Origin of the sequence: Clostridium tagluense (assembly GCF_003865095.1) — a bacterium.
In the GTDB taxonomy this organism is placed as follows: domain Bacteria; phylum Bacillota; class Clostridia; order Clostridiales; family Clostridiaceae; genus Clostridium_AD; species Clostridium_AD tagluense.
Genome location: NZ_BHYK01000002.1, coordinates 94,802 through 115,372, shown reverse-complemented (window position 1 = coordinate 115,372; position 20,571 = coordinate 94,802). Strand labels below are relative to the sequence as shown.

General features: G+C 31.1%; 14 protein-coding genes and 1 CRISPR repeat array. Of the genes, 8 read left to right on the top strand and 6 right to left on the bottom strand.

The annotated features are described in order from the left end of the window. The first annotated feature begins 120 nt into the window (after window positions 1-120). The 7 genes from Ctaglu_RS01945 (at window position 121) to Ctaglu_RS01915 (ending at window position 6,350) form a co-directional block, all read left to right on the top strand. Window positions 121-483, top strand: coding sequence for a GntR family transcriptional regulator (locus tag Ctaglu_RS01945; protein WP_124997526.1), 363 nt, complete (start codon window positions 121-123; stop codon window positions 481-483). A gap of 12 nt (window positions 484-495) precedes the next feature. Beyond that, window positions 496-1,365 carry an ABC transporter ATP-binding protein gene (locus Ctaglu_RS01940; RefSeq protein ID WP_124997524.1) on the top strand — a complete coding sequence of 290 codons (870 nt, stop codon included), beginning with the start codon at window positions 496-498 and terminating at the stop codon, window positions 1,363-1,365. After that, a complete protein-coding gene (locus Ctaglu_RS01935; RefSeq protein ID WP_124997522.1) occupies window positions 1,349-2,137 on the top strand; it encodes a hypothetical protein in 789 nt (262 codons plus the stop codon). The genes Ctaglu_RS01940 and Ctaglu_RS01935 overlap by 17 nt, the downstream gene beginning before the upstream one ends. 1 nt (window position 2,138) lies before the next feature. After that, window positions 2,139-2,765, top strand: coding sequence for a hypothetical protein (locus Ctaglu_RS01930; RefSeq protein WP_124997520.1), 627 nt, complete (start codon window positions 2,139-2,141; stop codon window positions 2,763-2,765). 181 nt (window positions 2,766-2,946) lie between these two features. Next, window positions 2,947-3,939 carry a CobW family GTP-binding protein gene (locus Ctaglu_RS01925; RefSeq protein WP_124997518.1) on the top strand — a complete coding sequence of 331 codons (993 nt, stop codon included), beginning with the start codon at window positions 2,947-2,949 and terminating at the stop codon, window positions 3,937-3,939. A gap of 15 nt (window positions 3,940-3,954) precedes the next feature. Continuing rightward, complete coding sequence (locus tag Ctaglu_RS01920) at window positions 3,955-5,526, top strand: permease (RefSeq protein WP_124997516.1); 1,572 nt, start codon at window positions 3,955-3,957, stop codon at window positions 5,524-5,526. Between the two features lie 14 nt (window positions 5,527-5,540). Beyond that, complete coding sequence (locus Ctaglu_RS01915) at window positions 5,541-6,350, top strand: TIGR03943 family putative permease subunit (RefSeq protein WP_124997514.1); 810 nt, start codon at window positions 5,541-5,543, stop codon at window positions 6,348-6,350. 88 nt (window positions 6,351-6,438) lie between these two features. Here the strand turns inward: Ctaglu_RS01915 and Ctaglu_RS01910 are convergent, their stop codons facing one another. Genes Ctaglu_RS01910 through Ctaglu_RS01900 form a run of 3 tightly spaced genes read right to left on the bottom strand, consistent with a single transcriptional unit; the run spans window position 6,439 to window position 9,049 of the window. After that, a complete protein-coding gene (locus Ctaglu_RS01910) occupies window positions 6,439-7,281 on the bottom strand; it encodes a metal ABC transporter permease (protein ID WP_124997512.1) in 843 nt (280 codons plus the stop codon). Next, a complete protein-coding gene (locus tag Ctaglu_RS01905; RefSeq protein ID WP_124997814.1) occupies window positions 7,281-8,099 on the bottom strand; it encodes a metal ABC transporter ATP-binding protein in 819 nt (272 codons plus the stop codon). Before Ctaglu_RS01905 ends, Ctaglu_RS01910 begins: the two co-directional genes overlap by 1 nt. A gap of 32 nt (window positions 8,100-8,131) precedes the next feature. Next, window positions 8,132-9,049 carry a metal ABC transporter substrate-binding protein gene (locus Ctaglu_RS01900; protein ID WP_124997510.1) on the bottom strand — a complete coding sequence of 306 codons (918 nt, stop codon included), beginning with the start codon at window positions 9,047-9,049 and terminating at the stop codon, window positions 8,132-8,134. Between the two features lie 448 nt (window positions 9,050-9,497). On the opposite strand from Ctaglu_RS01900, the gene Ctaglu_RS01895 reads away from it, so the two are divergent. Further along, complete coding sequence (locus Ctaglu_RS01895) at window positions 9,498-10,697, top strand: hypothetical protein (protein WP_124997508.1); 1,200 nt, start codon at window positions 9,498-9,500, stop codon at window positions 10,695-10,697. A gap of 86 nt (window positions 10,698-10,783) precedes the next feature. Here Ctaglu_RS01895 and serS read toward each other — a convergent pair whose 3' ends face one another. From serS to Ctaglu_RS01880, 3 genes are all read right to left on the bottom strand, one after another. Next, a complete protein-coding gene (gene serS / locus Ctaglu_RS01890) occupies window positions 10,784-12,058 on the bottom strand; it encodes a serine--tRNA ligase (protein ID WP_124997506.1) in 1,275 nt (424 codons plus the stop codon). A 380-nt stretch (window positions 12,059-12,438) separates the two neighbouring features. Then, the gene (locus Ctaglu_RS01885) at window positions 12,439-13,560 is read right to left on the bottom strand and encodes a 4-hydroxybutyrate dehydrogenase (protein WP_124997504.1); all 1,122 of its coding nucleotides are present in this window, start codon (window positions 13,558-13,560) and stop codon (window positions 12,439-12,441) included. Between the two features lie 23 nt (window positions 13,561-13,583). Further along, entirely contained in the window at window positions 13,584-15,143 is a 1,560-nt protein-coding gene (locus tag Ctaglu_RS01880) for a methyl-accepting chemotaxis protein (protein WP_124997502.1), read from the bottom strand. A 551-nt stretch (window positions 15,144-15,694) separates the two neighbouring features. Continuing rightward, window positions 15,695-20,569: a CRISPR direct-repeat array (repeat unit 37 nt; unit sequence GTTTCAATCTCCAATGGAGCTTAATGTCTTTAGAAAT). Between the last annotated feature and the right edge of the window lie 2 nt (window positions 20,570-20,571).

Sequence of the window (20,571 nt, the reverse complement as noted above, 5' to 3'; positions counted from 1 at the left end):
TATTTATATATATAAGTATAACATTAAATTCATTGACAATAAGTTCAAAATGCGATATCGTATATATATGGTATATACGATATCGCATTTTATATACGCTAGCTAAAAAGAGGTGAATTAATGAATATTACTATAGATTATACAAGTGACTTACCTATGTATGAACAAATAAAGGCTTGTATCAAATCAAATATACTTTGTGGAAAACTTCAATCAAACGACACCCTTCCCTCAGTTAGGCAGCTAGCGAAGGAATTGAACGTCAGCACTATTACCACAAAAAGGTCATATACAGATTTAGAACATGAAGGCCTAATATATACGGTATCTGGCAAGGGTACTTTTGTAAATACTGTGGATGTGTCAAAGTTATTATTAGAAAGAAAAGATAAATTAATTAAAGAATTTAAGAATATGACTCGTGAAATAATAGAAGCTGGGGTAACTAAAGAAACGCTTATGGAAATAATTCAGACTATCTAGGGGGCAATAAAAATGGAGAATATATTAGAAGTTTTAAATTTAAATAAAGATTTTAGTGGTTTTAGCTTGGATAATGTAAGCTTTACCCTTGAAAAAGGATGCATTATGGGATTTATAGGACAAAACGGAGCAGGGAAAACTACTACCATTAAATTAATATTAAACGCAATAGGGAAATCCTCAGGACAAATTAAAATTTTCGGAAAAGATAATGTTAAAGAAGAGATATTTGTAAAATCCCATATTGGCTATGTACCAGATGAAGATTATTTTATAAGTACCTCTACTGTGCACAATCATGCAAAAGCACTTAGCTTATTTTATGATAATTGGAGTAATGATATTTTTAATAACTATGTTTCCAAATGGCGAATTCCCTTAGATCAAAAAATAGGTGAGTTTTCTAAGGGTATGAAAACAAAAGCAATGTTTGCTCTTGCCTTTGCACATCAGCCAAATCTATTAATTCTTGATGAGCCCACCGCAGGACTTGACGCAGTTGCAAGAATTGAGATTTTAGATATACTTCGTGAGTTTGTGTCTGATGGAGAAAAATCAGTATTCTTTTCAACACATATTACCTCAGATTTAGATAAAATAGCGGATTATATAACTTTAATTCATGGTGGTAAAATAATAGAAAGCCTTTCAATTGATAAACTTGAAGAAAAATATATTGTATTAACTGGAGGCATGGAAGAACTAAATGGGCTCGAGAATCAATTTATTGGAATTAGAAAAGGTGAGATTGCTTTTGAGGGTTTGATTTTAAGAGAAAAGGCTAATGAATTTTTTAGGGACATCAAAGGTACTAATCCTAGTGTTGAAAATCTATTAACTTTTAATATTTGGGGATGTGATAATCATGAAAAGAACTATTAAGATATTTAAAGCCTTTTGGTTTATGTATCCAAGCAATACTGAGTGGTTATTACGATTTTGTATATTTTTCACTGGACTAATATCAATAACGATAGGTTATGATACAACAAGACTCGTACAGAGTTATGTAAATATAGGAACAATGGTAAATTTCAAAGGTATAGTTCTTCAGTTACTTAATTTAATCAACTTATCTTATATATTCATTTTAAGCACTAAAGGTGCTAATGGATTAACAACAAAAGTCACCAGTAATCTCAATAATTTTCTAATGCAGGCACCAGTATTAAAAAAAGATATATATAATGTGAAATTCGGAATTTTTCAAATGGTAAGTATTCCGTATTTTATCGTAGTAATATATTTTATAGGATTAAATATTTTTGTTAGCACAAGTGAGCTTATATCAGCATATTCAGGATTCTTTGTATTTATCTATTGTATATGGACTATGACTGTAAATATATCAATAGGATTTTCATCTTTATCCTCTAATAAATATAAGCCTTTTAGGTACTTGTTTCCTGCACTCTTATTGATAATGCTTGTATTTATGTTTTATTTGATATCTCTTCCCAAGCTACAACCAGGTATTTTAATAAACCAACAAAATATGTTCAGTGGTTTAGGAACAAGGTTCATTCCTATATTAAAGGCTTGCAGACATATCGGTGGAGTTTCAGGGTTAATTGTTATTCTTATTTCAACTATAATCAGTTATCTTATAGGCTGCAAATTACCTTTGAAAATCTCTGAGAAGGTGGGTAATTGAAATGAAGAAACTACTATTCAACTATGTTAAAATGCTTAAAATTGGATTTTTTTATAAAACCTTTTTATATGCATTACTTTTGATTAGCCCTTCAGTAGTAAAAGCCTTTGCCACTGTGCAAAGCAACTTTTATGAAACATTTTTTGTAATAATAGTAGGCTTTCTCATTTTACCCTTGGGTATGAATGAAATATCGAAAAAAAGATATATTTTCTGCTTAACTCTTCCTATAAGAACTAAAGATATTATAAAGATTGCTTATCTTCATACCTATGTAATTTATATTTTAGGTTTCATTGGTACTATTTTTGTATCAATTTTTAGTCATCAGGAATTGCCTCGGTTGTACCTATTCTTTATTGTGCTTTATCTTTTATGTACAAATTTGCTTTATCCAACTTTGGCTTCCTGTGAACTTAAGCTAATCAATGATCAAGAGTCATATGCGTCATATGCATCTACTATATTACTTGTGGGTATGGGTTTTATAGCCTTATGTTCCCAGATTGTTGGACCTACTAATGTTTTATGTTGGGACTTCCTAGCAATTATAATTGTTAGTTTCCTAGTAGCATTTACACTTAAGAAGTCTTATAAACTAACATTAAAAAAAGTGATGGGATTTTAAGAATCAGGTGACCTAATTATTAGGTCGCTTTTTATTTTCAATTCACTAGTTCAAATTTTTATTATATATCAAAAATAGGTTGTAATTTTTAATACAAAATAATATAATAGAATCAAATGTAAATGCAAATGGTTTGCATCTACACAATTCAATAAAAAAATTATTTTTGGAGGCATAGAAAATGAAAACAAAAATCGACATAATTTCAGGGTTTTTAGGGTCTGGTAAAACTACTTTAATAAAAAAACTACTTAAGGAAAAACTACATAGTGAAAATATAGTTATAATTGAAAATGAATTTGGTGAAATTGGTATTGATGGAAGCATACTTGAAAAATCAAATGTTGAAGTAAAAGAAATTAATTCTGGGTGTATATGTTGTACGCTTGTTGGTGAGTTTGAAAAAGCTATCCAAGAGATTGTAACAAAGTATAATCCAGATAGAATAATCATAGAACCATCTGGAGTAGCAAAACTTTCAGATATAATCAAAGCCTGTGAAACAACTAAATTAAAAAATCTAATAAAAATTAATATGATTATAACTCTTGTAGACATATTAAAATATGAACTATACATAGATAACTTTGGTGAGTTTTTCGAAAATCAAATAGAGAATGCAAAAACAATCATCTTAAGTAGAACTGAAAAATCTGATAGAGAAAATCTAGAGTCTGTAGTTGATTCTATACGTAAGTTAAATAATAAGTGTAATATAATAACTACAGCATTAGAGTGCCTAACTTCAGATATTATAATAGATGTTGCAGAGCAAAATGATTCAGCATCCTTAGAAAAGCAAATAATGAGTGCAAAAAACTTTTCTATAAAAGGTCACACCTACACTAAAGAGACTGAAAATGTAAATTCTCACCCCCATAACCATGCTGCGAATGAAGTTTTTCAAGTTTGGGGCGTAGAAACTTCAAATATATACAAGGAAGATGAATTAAATAAAATTCTCAGCAATTTATCCAATGATAAAACTTATGGATTTATTTTAAGAGGAAAAGGCATTGTACAAAGTGATAAAAACAAATGGTTACAATTTGATTATGTGCCTGGCGAATTTGAAGTGAAAAATATAGACCCTAACTACACAGGGAGATTATGTATAATTGGTGAAAACTTAAATAAGAATAAACTTTGTAATTTATTTAATGTAACAGAATAGATGGGGTTTTAGATAATGAAAATAAAAGTAGATATAATTACTGGTTTCTTGGGTTCTGGTAAGACTAAATTCATAAATGATAAGCTTATAACTGAAGATTTGATAAAAAATAAAATAGTTATAATACAATGCGAAAAAGGACAGACAACCATAGATTATGTGCGTATAGATAACGAAAATTTATTTATTGAAAATGTAAGCAAACAAGACCCTATAAATCTAGAGTATATGAATAAAATCATTGAAAAATATAAACCAAATAAAATCATTATAGAAGCCAACGGAATAGAAAAAATCCATGACTTATTAGAAATCTTTGACTATTTTAGTATAAGTAGAAAATGCACTACGCCTAAAATTGTACATCTTATTGATGCCACAACCTTTGATCTTTTTATGAATAATCTGGGGGAAATACTTATAAACCAAATTTCAAATAGTGATTTTATCATTCTAAAGAATACAACTGCTTTAAATAATGAAAAAATAAAGAATATAAAAGGAACTTTAAAAGGGATAAACAAGTCAGCTAAAATAAGTGAAGAAATTTTAATTGAGACTAAACCAAATTTTTTTAATAATGAACTTTTACTTCTCATGACAATCTTTTTTCTAACTGTAGCCTATTTTTTGTATTCTATTATAAAACCAATAGGCTTTGACATTACTAATACAATTCTACCTTGGCTACAAAGATTCAATACAATATTTCTAAGTATTTTAATCCAAGCCTTTCCCTTTATATTATTTGGTGTATTTTTTTCTTCTATAATACAGGTATTTGTATCAACAGAAAAAATAACAAAGATTTTCCCAAAGAATACTGCACTACAATTTATTGTGGCTATATCGGCAGGATTTTTCTTTCCGGTATGTGATTGTGCCATTGTACCTGTAGGCGCACGACTTGTAAAAAAAGGCGTACCTCTACCTGCAGCTATAACATTTATGCTGGCTGCGCCTATAGTAAATCCAATTGTTATCGCTTCTACTTTGTATGCATTTCCAAACCAACCACTTATAGCGGTATACAGGACATGCTTAGGCATTATAGTAGCGTTTTTTGTTGGTTTAGTATTTCTTCTTTCTCCCGAAAAAAATCCTATGCTATTAGACAATAACAATAAATCATTTTGTAATTGTGGATTCTGTAGTGATGATTATAACAATATAGATGGATTTAGGCAAAGGATAGATGCTATATTCAAACATGCAGGGTCTGAATTTTTTGGAGTAGGAAAATTCTTAATTATTGGTTCATTTCTTTCTAGCATAATGCAGACTATAATCCCAAAAGATCTATTTCCAACCTTAGGTGGCGGAATTATAATTTCAATTTTAATCATGATGTTATTTGCATTTATACTTTCAGTATGCTCAACATCCGATGCTTTTATAGCAAGACCTTTTATAAATCAATTTCCTCTGGGATCCGTAATGGGGTTTTTAGTACTTGGTCCTATGTTAGATATAAAGAACTTGCTTATGCTTTTGGGAAACTTTGAAAAAAGGGTTGTTATTAAACTTGTAATTCTAATAACTGTGATTTCCTTCGTGGTATTAATTTTTTTCTCTATGCTATTCTAATGGAGGTATAACTTATGCAATTAATGAGACTAAAAAAAATAAACATAGAAGTATTATTAAAACTAATTATATTAATTGGATTCGCATTTTTCTTTTATTACATAATAAAAACAGATAAAGTGCTACTTTACGTTAGCCCTAGGATTATCCCCTATATGAAATTTGGAATTGTAGCAATGATTTTACTTTCACTATTCATTGCAGGCGAATTATTTAAACCAAAGAGAAAAGTAAATATAAAGCCTTATTTATTTTTTATTATTCCTCTGTTTATGACCTTCCTAATACCAACAGCATCAGTTTCTTCAAAGTCAATGTCACGCACAACTCCTAAAAACGTTGAAAAAATTGTTGTTACAAATCAGAATAACATTTCAGACAATAATATAATAGATACTACTAAAACTACAGATACTGCAAAAATAAATTCTAGTAAAATAGATAAAGCTTTAAAAATGGAGGATAACACCATCTTTATTAATGATAATAATTTTGTGAAATGGGTACAAGAGATTTCTTATAATATGAATAAATACGAAGGTAAGAAAATTGAACTAACAGGTTTCGTATTTAAAGATAAGGCATTTAAAAGAAATGAGTTTGTTCCAGCTAGATTTATGATGTCCTGTTGCGCTGCAGACCTACAGCCAGTGGGCCTTTTGTGTCATTATGATAAAGCTAAGGATTTAAAACAAGATACATGGATACTTGTTAAAGGCAAAGTAGAAATAATAGATTATAAGGGTGAAAGAATTGCTATAATTGTAGCACAAAGTATAGCCAATGCGGAAAAGCCAAAAAACGAATACGTCTATCCTTTTTAACAAATAAATTAATACAATTTATCTCATTACTAATTTAATAACCCTATCTATTTAAGTTCATAAAAAAAAGGAGCCACAGCTCCTTTTTTTATGAGTAAATTTTCATTTTCATAAAAAATGTAATTCCAAAAAACATTGATGAAATCAGCACCATAGTAGCACCCGAAGCAGAACCTAAAAAATAAGATAAAATAAGTCCTGCTACTCCTGAAATAAGGGCAATTGCTATAGAATATATATGGTACTGCCTCATATTGCTAGAAATATTTCTTGCAGCAGCGGCAGGTAGCACCAGCATGGAACTTATAATTAGAACTCCTACCCATTGGATGGACATTGTTACAATAATTGCAACAGTAGTTGTAAATAAATACTCATAAAAATTAATGTTAATACCTCTGCTTCTTGCCAATAAAGGATTTACACTTACTAATAAAAGCTTATTAAAGGCAATTACCCAGATAATAACCACAATTACAAATATAATTGGAAGTATTAACAAATCAATTTGACTAATGCTTAATAAATCACCTATAAGATAAACCGAATATTTTGTAAAGCCGCCTCCAAATGATAACATTACGACTCCAAGGGCAACTGCTGTAGATGAAAAAACACCTATTATAGTATCCGTTGAAGAAGTATTTACATTCTTAACTTTAGTTATTACTACAGCGAGCATAAGTGAAAATGCTAGCATAGACCATATTGGATTTTTAATACCTAAAATTACCCCAATTGCTATTCCCGTGAGAGCTGAATGTCCCAGTGCATCTGAAAAAAAAGCCATTTTATTATTTACAACCATGGTACCAAGTAAACCAAACATAGGAGTAACCAATAAAACCCCCAATAATGCATTTTTCATAAATGTATAATGAGCCCAATCAAAGGGAAGTAAAAAATCTACCATACTATACCATAAAGACATTAGTCATCCTCCCCATCGTTTCTATCTACCAAAACCTTATTCCAATCTACACCAAACACATCAATTACTTTTTCATTGCTAAATACTTCCTCTGCCGTACCACAGCATTCAATGGTTTTATTATTGATAAATGCAATGCGATCCGCATATTTTGATACTAAATGTAGATCATGAGAAACTAAAATAATAGATAAATCATATTCTTTTCTTAAATTTGATACAGTTTTATAGAATAATTTTAGCCCATTCTGATCAATTCCTGATACTGGCTCATCTAATAATAATATATCTGGTATAGGCTCTAGTGCTAAGGCTAAAAGCACTCTTTGCAATTCTCCACCAGATAGTACTCCTAAACGCTTATCTATAAGATATTCTCCATCGACCAAAGATAAACTCTTAAGAGCTTTTCGCCTTATATCTTTTGAAATAGAAAACCAAATCGGTCTACTACTTAATGTAGCCGCAAAAATATCCATAACACTTACAGGTGAGCTATTATCAAAATCAAGTTTTTGAGGTACATAGCCCATTTTAGGGTTATTTATAACCTTTTTATTTCCGCCAGCAAAAGTAATATGCCCTGAATGTGGTATTCCTCCCAATAAGGCTTTTATGAGCGTACTCTTTCCTGCACCATTTGCTCCTATTATAGCAGTCAAATCTCCGCAATGAATATGGAGATTGACATCTTTTAATATTTCTGTTTTTCCAATAGTTACACCAAAATCTTTTATTTTTGTGCAACATAACCCACAGCTACATTTCTTACAATTTATATTTTTATTACTATTTATTATCTTGTTACTATTTGTCATTTTATTACCACTTATTAATTTATTATTATTTATCATTTTAATGCCTCTTCCAATATTTTTAAATTACTGTTCATTATATTAATATACGCGTCTGCATCCATAGGTCCTGTAACACCTGGATCCAGGGTATAAACCTTGGAGCCTGATTCTTTTGCAATAGTTTCAACAGCCTTAAGAGGATATTGTGGTTCTGCAAACAATGCTTTTACTTTTAGTTTTTTCACCTGTTCAACAGTCTCTTGCAACTCTTTTGCACTTGGAGCAGAACCAGGTTCACGTTCAATAACCCCTACTATGTTAAGATTAAATTCCTTGGCAAAATAGGGAAATGCCTCGTGGAAAGTAACTATGTCACGGTTTTTAATATTATCTAATGACTTGTGCATTTTATCTCTTTGAGCCTCAAGTTTCACTACATATGCATCAGTATTTTCTTTGTACTTTTGTGCATTAGTAGGATCTATTGTAGCTAACTGCTGTCCTATATTTTTCACTTGAGTTATACCATTAGAAATACTTACCCATAAATGTGGGTTGTATCCCTCGTCCCCCTCACCTTTAATCAATTTTATTCCTTTGCTTGAATCAATAACTTTAAGCTTAGGCATTTGCTTTGTTACCTTATCCATAAATGATTCCATATCTGCACCATTAGTTACAAACACCTGGGAATCATCTAGTGTTTTCATATCATCAGTAGTAATTGAATAATCATGAAGACATCCTGTAGTTGGTTTTGTCATATTTATAACTTTTACATTTGGAATATCCTTAGCAACATTTAGTGAAAATATGTACATAGGATAAAAGGAGGTTGCAACCGTCAATGTTTTTTTATTATTTGCACCAGCACCAGCTGATACCTCATTGTTTTTTTGCGTGGTACATCCACTAAAAAGTATTACAGATACAATCATTAGTGATGTTAGTTTAACCCTTATATTTTTCATTTTTTTATTCACCCTTTCGTTAAATGCAAATCATTTGCATCTAAGCATCTTTTATATTATAGTATTACTCATAATAATTTGCAACTTTAATTTTAATTAACTACTATCTAAAATTCAAAAAAATTTTTCCTTATTTCTAGGCAAGTTATTATGAAGTTTAAAATCTACATTTCACTTTTTACATATCGATTAATTACTCTGAATTCTTTTAATAACTTATAAAATAATTCGTTGCAAATGATTTGCATTCGCATTTATATGATACATATAAATCCAATCTTTGTCAATAATATAAACTGCCTATTTATTATAAAATACATATTTTTTGTATAAAGTAAAAATCACACATAATAGTTTGTGTATTCTTAGTGATTATATTATACTATATGCAGTTGAGCTTATTTTTAAAATAGCACAATTTTATAAAAGGTACTAGGGAGGGTTAACTGTGGATATCGTAGATGTACTAAATCAAATAAATAAGATAGGTGAAGATACAAAAGATAAAATTGCTCCTTTTCAAGTATTAAAAAAGTTTAAAAGCGGAAGGTCTGCTGCGGGAGTATATATGGTTGAATACGGCAGTGCTAATAGAGTAGGTATTTTAAAGGTAACTAAAAATAATGAAGGAAAAGTATTTCAAAAAGCTTACGCACTAGCTGTAGAAAACAATATGCAAAAGTATATAGCTAAACTCATATCTAGTTATAAAATTCAAGACAAAAGCAAAGCTACATTTTATGTCAACTTATATGATTTAGCTGGGGATGATATATACAATAGTATGACATTTTTGGATAAGGTTCTAAATGAAGATGAGCTTAAAGATACTATAATATCAACAATAACTAAGTTTTTATTTACTTGGAACAAAGAGCATGTTAAACAGAACATGTCTCCAATGGATATAGTTAAAAATGAACTTTCATATAGATATATGGACAGTAAATATATAAAATCTTTTGAATCAATGGGGATAGACAAAAATATAAAATGGATATCTTTAGATGGAACGGACATATTACTACCTAATCCATATTATTATTTTAATAATGAAAATGTTTGGAATAATTTAAAAGTAATTTGTCTTACCTCCTATGCACACGGAGATTTCCAAGGAGATAATATTATAATTACTGAAAATAAGCCTATTATAATTGATTTTTGTGATCTTCTAGAAGATTGCAATGTTTTCCACGATTTAAGATATCTTGAGTCCATAACCATTGGCGATTGTTTAGAAATTGATAAAGAGTCAGATAGAGAATTATGGACTAAGGTATGTGAGAGCTTAAGTGCTGAAATAACAGACGTAGAGCTTCCTCAAGGAAAAGGGATGACTCTTTTAAGACAACTTGTAAGCAAGCTTCGAGAAAACGTTAAGTTAATAGTTTGCGATAGTCGTAATAGCTTATATGATCCATCCTTCCATCTAGCAGGCATGGCTTGTGGATTAATTAATATGAGAAAATACCCAACTGTGAACAAGAAAAAGGCAGCTTTTATATATGCAGCCTTTAACTTAAAAAACTTTCTCAAAGATGAAGCTGTTAATATGTATGACCCTAAATTAGATTCATGTATGGTTTTTAATTGGAAGAATCAAAAAATTGGAAATCAGCTAGTAGTTTTAGAGCCAACTAAATAACATAAAATGAGTAACCGAAATTTGAAATAATTTCTGGGGCATGTGGCTAGATTTGTGTGAATAAATCTAGCTACATTCCCCTTTTTCTATAATTTTTCTTTCCCCATCCACTTTCTTAATACTTCGGGGATAATAATGCTTCCATCCTCTTGCTGCATTTGTTCTACTATCGCAGGAAGTAATCTACTTGTAGCTAGACCAGATGCATTTAGAGTATGAACATACTCTGTATTTTTGCTTCCATTTCTTTTAAACCGAATCATTCCCCGTCTTGCTTGATAATCCCGAGCATTTGATGCTGAACTTACTTCTTTATACTCATTCATGCTGGGGATCCATATTTCAATATCATAAGTCCTTGCCATAGATGCACTGCAATCTTTTGCAGCTAATTTACTCACGCGATAATGAAGTCCTAATCCTTGAACAAGCCTCTCTGCCTTACCCAAAAGTTCTTCGAAAGCAGCATCCGAATCTTCTGGCCTTGTATATTGAAACATTTCTACCTTGTTAAATTGATGTCCTCTAATCATTCCTCTTTCTGATGCCCTGTAACTTCCTGCTTCCACCCGATAACAAGGGGTATATGAAAAATATTTTTTCGGAAGTTCCTCTTCCTTTAGAATTTCATCTCTATGCAAATTAATTAATGCAGTTTCAGAGGTTGGAAGTAAAAATTGACTATTTTCATTGTTTTTATTATCAGTAACTTTAAAAACTTCATCCTGAAATTTAGGAAACTGACCTGCTGTTAATCCACACTGGTATGATAAAATATGTGGAGGTAAAATAAATTCATACCCATCCTTTATATGTTCTTCTATAAAATAATTAAGAAGTGCCCATTCAAGCATAGCACCATCACCCTTATAAATCCAAAAACCATTTCCTGCAAGCTTTACGCCTCTTTCATAATCTATTAAATTATGCATTGTTACAAGCTCTACATGATCTCTCGGAATAAATTTAAAATCAGGTTTTTTACCCCACTCTCTTATCACCTTATTATTTTCCTTTCCTCCAGCTACTACATCATTATCTGGTAAATTAGGTAAGGCCTCTAAGAAGGTATTTATTTTTTCTCCAAGTGGCGTCAATCTATCCTCGAGCATCTTTATATTACTTGAAACCTCTTTCATTTCCAAATAATAAATTTCAATATTTTCACCCTTTCTTTTAAGTTCCGGTATTTCTTTAGACACTTTATTTTTTTTATTTTTTAAGATATCAATGTCAAATATTAATTTTCTTCTTTCTGCATCCCATTGAAGTAGCTCATCAAAATCAATATTATCCATGCGCTTAGAAAGTGCCTCTTTAACCATTTGGGTGTTTTCTCTAATTAAATTCAAATCTAACATAATATAATACCTCCTTAATATATTTTCAATAGCTTAGACATTGTAGTTAATATTTTTTTAAAACAAAAAACTCCCATCTCTATAAACCTATAGAGACGGGAGCTAAACTCTCGCGGTGCCACTCAATTTGTCATATGTAAATATGACCACTTTATTGTGAGATAAAGGACACAAACCTTTCACGCTTTAGCTTGTTGCTATGGAATCGGAGGGATTATATTGCACACTGATTTTCACCAACCACCAGCTCTCTTAATTGCTATAATAATCTTAATTTCCATAATTGCTAAAATATATTAACATATTTTAAATCTGCAAAGCTATTCTTTACGATATAATATCATTAAATGTAAAAAAAGTAAAGAATCTAAATTAGATATCTAATATTTATATAAATCTTTATATATTTTCTTAATATCCTCTAGGGTCATTTCAACATAATTATTTTGAAGTAATCTTCCTTGAGTTTCTATAACACTTTGACTAAATATTTCTATTTCTTCTTCCTTCATGCCATACTCATTTAGGCTCTTCCTTACTATTAGGTTATTTAATAGCTCTTCCAATGCTTCATAAGCTTTTTTCTCTGGCACATTAAGAATATCAGCTATAAATTGATTAACTCTCTTGATTTTACCATTTGGATTACTTTTATTGTAAAATTTAAACACTTCTATAAAGAATGCATAATTTGCTTCACCATGAGGCACATGATACTTTCCTCCTAAGGGATAGGATAGTGCATGTACAGCACCAACTCCTGCATTTCCAAAGGCTATGCCAGCATAGTTACTCCCTATAAGAAAGTCTTCTATTATCTCTTTTCTATAATCCACACCTTTTTCTATTATAGCCTTATAACCATTTATTATTATCTTAATAGCCTCAAAGCTAAACATTTCGGTGTAAGTATTTGCTTTTGGGGATACTAATGACTCTATAGCATGTATAAGCGCATCTATTGAGCTATATACAAAGAATTCATAAGGAAGTTCCTCTGCAAGTTCAGGTATTAAAACTGCGTAATCAGCATATAGCTCGTCGCAAGCAAGACCCATTTTTGTACCTTTTGATTTTATTTCTGTAATTGATATATTTGTAACTTCACTCCCTGTTCCACAGGTTGTAGGAACTATTATAAGCTTCTTTTCCTTTATTACAGGTATCTTTCTTTCAAAAAGCTCTTTAGTTGTTGTTACGTCCTTTAGTATTAATATTTTAGCAATATCTATTATAGAACCCCCACCTATTGCAATAACTCTATCTATTTTCTTATACTTTATTTCTCCTATTATTTTATCTATTATATCATCTGACGGTTCTTGGATATTGTAGTCCCCTTTAAATATATAGTTACAATTTATATTTAATTTTTTAAGGAATTTTTCATATAAAAATTTGTTAGTGAATATTAAGTCCTTCTTTCCCAGTTTAAATTCATTAGCAAACTCTAAGCAATTACTGAATTTATATATTTGTGGTTTTAATTCTAAAAGTTTCATTGTTACCTCCCCGTGTTTCTTAATCATATTTTAAACTTTTGCACCATTTCATTAAGCTTCTGAGCAAGTCCCGCTTGACTTTGTGCAATCATCGCTACCTGTTTTGTAGCTTTCGTAGTATCATCCATACTCTCTTTTATTGTTTCAGCATGTTCATTGGATTCTTGTGAGGATTGTGCCATATTCTGCACTGCTTCACTTACTTGACCTACTGTAGCTGTAATTTCTTCTGACATAGCCGCAATTTCCTCAGCCATTCTGCTTGCAAAATCAGAGTCATTATAATACTGATTTCCTGTTTCACCATATGCATCAAATTGTACCTGTATATCCTTGTTAATAAATTCTAATATATCACTGCCAGTACTAGTACTACTTTTAAATGCACCCTGAACTCTTATAATTGTATCTTGAATACTTGTTACTGCCTGGGATGATTTTTCTGCAAGTTTTCTAACCTCATCAGCAACCACTGCAAAGCCTCTTCCCTGTTCGCCAGCTCTCGCTGCTTCTATAGCGGCATTTAATGCAAGTAAGTTAGTCTGTTCCGCAATAGTTGCTATGGTATCTGCCATAACCTTGATACTATCTACTACCTTACCATCCTCAATAGCTATTAGCATCTTATCTTGCTTTTCGGCATACAATTTCTGAGTATCTTCTATGGCTTTTTCACTGCTTTTTTTAACCTCTGTAGCCCTTTCTTTTGCTACATTTGCATTATTACTTCCATCCATAGCCTTTTGAGAAAGCTCGTTAATGCTTGAATCTACTTCTTCTATGGATGCACTTATTTCCTCAGTTGCTGCACTTGAGTCTTGCATTCCATTTACAATATTCTTAACAGCATTGTCTACTGTTACAATTGTTGATGTTAATTCCTCCATGGTTGTTGAAAGTTCCTCTGAGGATGTTGTGAGAGTCTGGGAATTATCCATAATCCCCTTTATCAAATGAGAAACTCCATTTCGCATATCAGATAATGAATTTGCTATTTTGCCTATTTCATCTTGCCTTTTTGTAAGTTCATTGATTTCCTGGCTATCAGTAAAATCAAATTTACCGATTTTATCAATTCCCGTTACCATCTTGTTAAGTGGTGCAAGTGCTCTGCCAAAAATAAACATAAGCAAGATACTAATTATTATAAGTGAAACAATAGATATTATAGATTGAATAAGCAATGTTTTATTTGCAACCTCTGTTATACCTGCTTCTGGTATACCAATATCAAGTGTTCCCATTAATTTTTCATTTTTGTATACCGGTACCATAATGTCATATGTCCAATTTTTTTGAACATCGGCATAAAATCTGGAGGTTTTTATATTTCCATTCTTTGCTCCATCTATAGTATAATCATCATCATAAACTTTTCCTATTTTCATACTATCACTGTGAGCTATAGCTTTGGCATTGGTATCTAATATAGCTACGTAAGTAATATTGCTTTGCTTTGACTTGTTAACAACAAAGCTTTGTAAATCTTGAATATTACTGTCTTTTGTGTCTAATATGTTTTTCACCTGATAAGAAATCTCCTTTGCAGTTTCCAATGATTTACTTAGTAAAACAGTTTTCATCTCATTTTTTATGAGAAGACTTACAACAAATGTACTTAGTAATAATACCGCAAAAAAAAATAGCTAAAGTTATAAAAACTAACTTCCCCTTTAATGTCTTTGATTTTTCATTTTTCATTTGTATCACTCCTCGTATAATATAAAAAAATTGAATCCCAAGCTTAACAGTTACATTCTTAAAACGAAACAGTCTTGTTAAAAATCCATTATTCTACTATGGCATTACAATCCATAACTACCTATTCTATCATAAACTATTGGAAATTTAAACTATCGGAAAGATTGACCACAGGTAACCATATTTTTTTAGCGTCTTAACATATATTTCCAACCAAGGTTACGTAAAGAGTGAATCTGGTGCTGTTAAAATCGTCATAATTTCATTAAAAGATATACCTGGAACAAGTCCTGCAGTATTTAAATACATCTAATGTTAAGGTTCAACACAACAATTCCAAGCCCAAGCAACTCAATTACAACAATTTAAATACAAGGAGCTTAGTGTCTTTAGGAATTAAAAGCTGGTGAGCTTGATGGCGAAAGTATTCCAAGTTTCAATCTCCAATGGAGCTTAATGTCTTTAGGAATCAAAGACACATAAATATAGTATGTCACCAAAATATGGGTTTCAATCTCCAATGGAGCTTAATGTCTTTAGAAATGAACAGGTACAAATTCGTTTGCATAAACTATTCGAGGGTTTCAATCTCCAATGGAGCTTAATGTCTTTAGAAATGTACCTCTGCCTCAATCGCACCATTTATTATTTTTATGTTTCAATCTCCAATGGAGCTTAATGTCTTTAGAAATTAAATCTAAGTACCCAGTTTATGCAAAACCATAAAGTTTCAATCTCCAATGGAGCTTAATGTCTTTAGAAATTTTAACAAATTTTTCAGCTGTAGAACCTATATCAGGTTTCAATCTCCAATGGAGCTTAATGTCTTTAGAAATTAGGTAATGCTAATGGTATGACTAAACTCACAGGAGGTTTCAATCTCCAATGGAGCTTAATGTCTTTAGAAATTAGGTAATGCTAATGGTATGACTAAACTCACAGGAGGTTTCAATCTCCAATGGAGCTTAATGTCTTTAGAAATTAATATACCGGCATTTGTCTTTGCTGCCGCTAACGCTGTTTCAATCTCCAATGGAGCTTAATGTCTTTAGAAATATACCATAGATAAAATGATTGAAGTAGCTACTGTAGAGTTTCAATCTCCAATGGAGATTAATGTCTTTAGAAATTTCTGTGGAATGTAAGGATGAAATATTATCAGCCGAGTTTCAATCTCCAATGGAGCTTAATGTCTTTAGAAATATTTACTATGTGTAAATTATATAATATAATGTATGCAGTTTCAATCTCCAATGGAGCTTAATGTCTTTAGAAATTTATACCCGTGATAGGTATTCCCATGCTAATAATAAGTTTCAATCTCCAATGGAGCTTAATGTCTTTAGAAATATAATAAGTTAAAGCTCCAAAACATATAATTTCAGCTGTTTCAATCTCCAATGGAGCTTAATGTCTTTAGAAATTTTATTATTTTTTTATGTTTAACCGCTCTAGCTTTGTTTCAATCTCCAATGGAGCTTAATGTCTTTAGAAATGTATCGCTGATTCCATGCCAACCCTCCCTTTTATCTTGTTTCAATCTCCAATGGAGCTTAATGTCTTTAGAAATCTTTAACAATTAACCTTAATATCGCCACTGAACTTGTTTCAATCTCCAATGGAGCTTAATGTCTTTAGAAATCTATAGTATCTTTCTGAAGTCTAGTAACTTTAAAATTGTTTCAATCTCCAATGGAGCTTAATGTCTTTAGAAATTTTTAAAACATTTAAATGATAGGATGAAAGTTTTAAGTTTCAATCTCCAATGGAGCTTAATGTCTTTAGAAATCATACTCCAATCATTTTTTTGAACATTAATTTCTAGTTTCAATCTCCAATGGAGCTTAATGTCTTTAGAAATCACAAACAATATAATAATATTTCTCGTTGTTCTTTAGTTTCAATCTCCAATGGAGCTTAATGTCTTTAGAAATTAAAAAATTATTTGATGACAAGATAAAATATATAAGTTTCAATCTCCAATGGAGCTTAATGTCTTTAGAAATTTTCATCCCATATTTGTGATGGAGATTGAACAATGTTGTTTCAATCTCCAATGGAGCTTAATGTCTTTAGAAATGCACCTAATTGTAAGCATGTTGTTAACTTTACTAATGTTTCAATCTCCAATGGAGCTTAATGTCTTTAGAAATACGTTAATAGATTTTATGTAGATAGTCAAGATGCGTTAAGTTTCAATCTCCAATGGAGCTTAATGTCTTTAGAAATAATATACATAGCGTTCATGTTAATTCCTTTAAACGTGTTTCAATCTCCAATGGAGCTTAATGTCTTTAGAAATGGTTGCGTTTGCTCTATATTGAATAGGTAAAGAATAAGTTTCAATCTCCAATGGAGCTTAATGTCTTTAGAAATGGAAGATACATTAATTGGGGAACGAGATTGGACTAGTTTCAATCTCCAATGGAGCTTAATGTCTTTAGAAATGAAATTAAGGATAAAAGAACATTTTTGCTGAATAAAGTTTCAATCTCCAATGGAGCTTAATGTCTTTAGAAATGAAGTATTTTTCACACTGTAGCAAGAACTGCACCTGTTTCAATCTCCAATGGAGCTTAATGTCTTTAGAAATAAAGATTTAGTAAATGTAATTTATCCAATATTATTGTTTCAATCTCCAATGGAGCTTAATGTCTTTAGAAATCACTGTCCGCTATTTCTTCACAAACATTATGTTCTAGTTTCAATCTCCAATGGAGCTTAATGTCTTTAGAAATAAGATAGATAAAAATGGTGAGCCTATAATGTTACCTGTTTCAATCTCCAATGGAGCTTAATGTCTTTAGAAATAATGCACCACCCAGTGATTCTCCATCTTCTAGTTTCTGGTTTCAATCTCCAATGGAGCTTAATGTCTTTAGAAATATTTTAAAACATCATCTAGTATTTCTTTATCGCCTAAGTTTCAATCTCCAATGGAGCTTAATGTCTTTAGAAATTGAACAATTTTTCATTTTAACTTTAAAATCACTTGGTTTCAATCTCCAATGGAGCTTAATGTCTTTAGAAATAAATTATATGTTCCATCCCATACTTGATGCTGTTGCCAGTTTCAATCTCCAATGGAGCTTAATGTCTTTAGAAATTCGCAACTAACAGAAATGCTCTGTCTGGCACCAGTGTTTCAATCTCCAATGGAGCTTAATGTCTTTAGAAATCACCACCACTTGCACCTATTACACCAACAGACGCCCCGTTTCAATCTCCAATGGAGCTTAATGTCTTTAGAAATTGATAAGAGAAATATAAAGGGGGTGATTTATATTGTGTTTCAATCTCCAATGGAGCTTAATGTCTTTAGAAATGGATTATATTAATACTAATAACATAACCGTTGAAAGGGTTTCAATCTCCAATGGAGCTTAATGTCTTTAGAAATCAAAGAAAAAGTAGATGCCATTGTATTAAAGGAACTGGTTTCAATCTCCAATGGAGCTTAATGTCTTTAGAAATAAATTGCCAGTAGTATTATATTAGAGAACCTATCTAAGTTTCAATCTCCAATGGAGCTTAATGTCTTTAGAAATCAATTCTAACTATAATAATTAACATTAACTGCGCCCAGTTTCAATCTCCAATGGAGCTTAATGTCTTTAGAAATTGTAGCAGAAGAAGTTGAAGTTGAAGAAGGTGAAAGTTTCAATCTCCAATGGAGCTTAATGTCTTTAGAAATAAAAGAAAAATACCAAGAAGCTTACAAAGCAGTAAGGTTTCAATCTCCAATGGAGCTTAATGTCTTTAGAAATACTGCAACGCTACATAGATATAGCACTTGCAGATATGTTTCAATCTCCAATGGAGCTTAATGTCTTTAGAAATTTGAGTTATTTTTAGTGGTTTAGCATCATTTCGCATGTTTCAATCTCCAATGGAGCTTAATGTCTTTAGAAATTTGAGTTATTAAATACTCTGGTGAACCAATACCACCGTTTCAATCTCCAATGGAGCTTAATGTCTTTAGAAATCCCAATGCTCCAATGGCTTTATTTGCCATTGATTTTAGTTTCAATCTCCAATGGAGCTTAATGTCTTTAGAAATGGGCGGTGAAATGATGAAATATGAATTAAGTGTACTGTTTCAATCTCCAATGGAGCTTAATGTCTTTAGAAATCTTTTTCTTGCATATTTATTTCAAGCCAACTTTTAATGTTTCAATCTCCAATGGAGCTTAATGTCTTTAGAAATTTTAGCTGATGGTACTGTTGTGCTTGGGAATACCGCGTTTCAATCTCCAATGGAGCTTAATGTCTTTAGAAATACATTTGAATTTGAGTGGGAAGATGCAATTACTAAAGTTTCAATCTCCAATGGAGCTTAATGTCTTTAGAAATATTCACAGTATACTAACTCTGCTCCTATATCTTCTGCTGTTTCAATCTCCAATGGAGCTTAATGTCTTTAGAAATACGAAAGTTGAGGGAGAATGGGGCCATATTTATGAAGTTTCAATCTCCAATGGAGCTTAATGTCTTTAGAAATCATTATTAGATATGATCACCGCGATGCTAGGCGAGCAAGTTTCAATCTCCAATGGAGCTTAATGTCTTTAGAAATGGACAAAACCGAAACACCATTACAAAAAGGCTTGAGTTTCAATCTCCAATGGAGCTTAATGTCTTTAGAAATAAACAAAAGTTGAATGGAGTTAGTACGCAATCCAAAGTTTCAATCTCCAATGGAGCTTAATGTCTTTAGAAATGGCATAGCAGGGTTAAAAGGCGGTGCAGAGTTTGGGTTTCAATCTCCAATGGAGCTTAATGTCTTTAGAAATCATACTGCGTTCTTAGGTATATATACGTTCTTTGCTTCTGTTTCAATCTCCAATGGAGCTTAATGTCTTTAGAAATACATAGATTACAATACGCAAGTTGTTAGGCGCAGGGTTTCAATCTCCAATGGAGCTTAATGTCTTTAGAAATCTAAACAAATTTCCAACGAATTAATTGTAGCTCAAGTTTCAATCTCCAATGGAGCTTAATGTCTTTAGAAATCAGCAACTTCTTTTAACCTGTCTGTTATAATTCCAAAGTTTCAATCTCCAATGGAGCTTAATGTCTTTAGAAATGTTTACTATGTGTAAATTATATAATATAATGTATGCAGTTTCAATCTCCAATGGAGCTTAATGTCTTTAGAAATTTATACCCGTGATAGGTATTCCCATGCTAATAATAAGTTTCAATCTCCAATGGAGCTTAATGTCTTTAGAAATATAATAAGTTAAAGCTCCAAAACATATAATTTCAGCTGTTTCAATCTCCAATGGAGCTTAATGTCTTTAGAAATCC

Bases quoted from the DNA above. Each gene is read 5' to 3' on its own strand.
- Ctaglu_RS01945 (WP_124997526.1), top strand. From the start codon at position 121: ATGAATATTACTATAGATTATACAAGTGACTTACCTATGTATGAACAA.
- Ctaglu_RS01940 (WP_124997524.1), top strand. From the start codon at position 496: ATGGAGAATATATTAGAAGTTTTAAATTTAAATAAAGATTTTAGTGGT.
- Ctaglu_RS01935 (WP_124997522.1), top strand. From the start codon at position 1,349: ATGAAAAGAACTATTAAGATATTTAAAGCCTTTTGGTTTATGTATCCA.
- Ctaglu_RS01930 (WP_124997520.1), top strand. From the start codon at position 2,139: ATGAAGAAACTACTATTCAACTATGTTAAAATGCTTAAAATTGGATTT.
- Ctaglu_RS01925 (WP_124997518.1), top strand. From the start codon at position 2,947: ATGAAAACAAAAATCGACATAATTTCAGGGTTTTTAGGGTCTGGTAAA.
- Ctaglu_RS01920 (WP_124997516.1), top strand. From the start codon at position 3,955: ATGAAAATAAAAGTAGATATAATTACTGGTTTCTTGGGTTCTGGTAAG.
- Ctaglu_RS01915 (WP_124997514.1), top strand. From the start codon at position 5,541: ATGCAATTAATGAGACTAAAAAAAATAAACATAGAAGTATTATTAAAA.
- Ctaglu_RS01910 (WP_124997512.1), bottom strand. From the start codon at position 7,281: ATGTCTTTATGGTATAGTATGGTAGATTTTTTACTTCCCTTTGATTGG.
- Ctaglu_RS01905 (WP_124997814.1), bottom strand. From the start codon at position 8,099: ATGACAAATAGTAACAAGATAATAAATAGTAATAAAAATATAAATTGT.
- Ctaglu_RS01900 (WP_124997510.1), bottom strand. From the start codon at position 9,049: ATGAAAAATATAAGGGTTAAACTAACATCACTAATGATTGTATCTGTA.
- serS (WP_124997506.1), bottom strand. From the start codon at position 12,058: ATGTTAGATTTGAATTTAATTAGAGAAAACACCCAAATGGTTAAAGAG.
- Ctaglu_RS01885 (WP_124997504.1), bottom strand. From the start codon at position 13,560: ATGAAACTTTTAGAATTAAAACCACAAATATATAAATTCAGTAATTGC.
- Ctaglu_RS01880 (WP_124997502.1), bottom strand. From the start codon at position 15,143: ATGAAAACTGTTTTACTAAGTAAATCATTGGAAACTGCAAAGGAGATT.